We start from the raw sequence: 1,492 nt of genomic DNA on the forward strand, positions 1-1,492 counted from the left end.
GTCAGCAGTGATTTGACTTACGACTATTATAATGTTAGGGAGAAAAGAACTTATTGGAGTAATTCTAACTTGAGTGAAACCCCAACGTTGGGTAATAAAAATTATGTGTTTTATGATCTGAGTATAAGTAGGTCATTATCCAAACACTTCGATTTTTATGCAGACTATAATTTTGCGTGGAGAAAATATAATGATACGGATAGGAATACTGACGAGTTAAGCTATTGGTCTAAGAATATTCGCCATTTTATGTTAGCGATGCTTACTTGGCATCCAGTGGGTAGCTTTTATGTTAGCGGTGGTGCTCTTTGGCTTGGTAATTCTGATGATAATAACGTCGGACATATAGCTAACTATTCCTGGAGTCCTATGGGACGTTTGTTCTACAAGCCTTGGCGTATCGTAACTATCAGAAGTAATTTCCACATTTCAGCTATGTATCCTAATTTGGATCAATTATCTGCTACGGAATACCAAATAGATTCAAAGATGATTCATGGTGGAAATCCACTGTTGAAATCTTCAAGATTGATTTACTTGGATGCGACCATGAGTATAGATAAACTGTTTAACATAATATTTGTAAACTTTTATAATAAAGACATGAATGAGTCGCTTTATTATTCATTGTTACCAACAGGTATGGTGAAAGAAAGTTATAAAAATGCAGATTGGCATCGAATGATGTTCATATTGTCAGGGGATTACAAACTTTTCAAAGATTGTAATCTTGGTGTAAACCTTTCTTATTTCCATGATGTTGCATCTGTAGAGGAAGGTATCAAGAGAAAAGGTGATATTTGGAAGATGTATATGCAAGCCAGGTATAAAATTAGCCCTTTGAAATTGAATGTGCAAGCATCTTACGATTTGAATTATGCTACAACTCCTACTTTGCAAGGTAAATATACGAAGCATCTAGGATATGCTAAAATAGTATTGAATAGATTGTTTTCAAATGGTAAACTTGAGGGGACTCTGACCGCTACGATGCCTGCCAATATTGGAAAGCGGAAGTTTGGATATGAATATCATTTGCCCTATTTTACAACTGTGACAAATTCTTCTAGAAATAGTACTTACGGTCCATACGTGGTATTGGGAATTAAGATGTTCTTGCATGGTGGTAAGCAAGTGAGAATGAGACAAAATTCTTTCAATGTTGATGCAGAAAAATAATAAGACAATGGATATTGATGCAAAATTAAAGGCAGTAGCCCTCAGTGATAAAAAGTTGGGGCTACTGCAAGGCAAGTTGGGAGCGAGCATTTACTTCTTTATGATGAGCAATCATAATGATAAAACTCTTCTCTTCTGAGTCTATGTTTCTATGTATATATTCTGTCATAATCGTAACTGTTTGAATAACAGGCGCAAATATAGCGAAAATACTCAAATCCGAGAAATAATCGGCGTTAAAATACTCAAATCCGAGAAATAATACGACCTGCACGGTTGAAATTACCCAATACGCCCTGAAAGGGCAGAAGCT

The 1,492-nt window shown here is 35.5% G+C and carries 2 protein-coding genes; one reads left to right on the top strand and one right to left on the bottom strand.

Features of this window, described 5'->3' with window-relative positions; genetic code table 11:
• Nucleotides 1-1,179 (top strand): outer membrane beta-barrel protein (locus tag DXD25_RS16235; protein WP_147327957.1); only part of this gene is annotated, 1,179 nt, incomplete at its 5' end.
• Between the two features lie 61 nt (nt 1,180-1,240).
• Here the strand turns inward: DXD25_RS16235 and DXD25_RS17360 are convergent.
• A partial coding sequence (locus DXD25_RS17360; RefSeq protein ID WP_222847563.1) for a hypothetical protein occupies nt 1,241-1,492 on the bottom strand: 252 nt, incomplete at its 5' end.

It is taken from the genome of Prevotella sp. TF12-30 (assembly GCF_003436715.1).
GTDB lineage: Bacteria > Bacteroidota > Bacteroidia > Bacteroidales > Bacteroidaceae > Prevotella > Prevotella copri_A.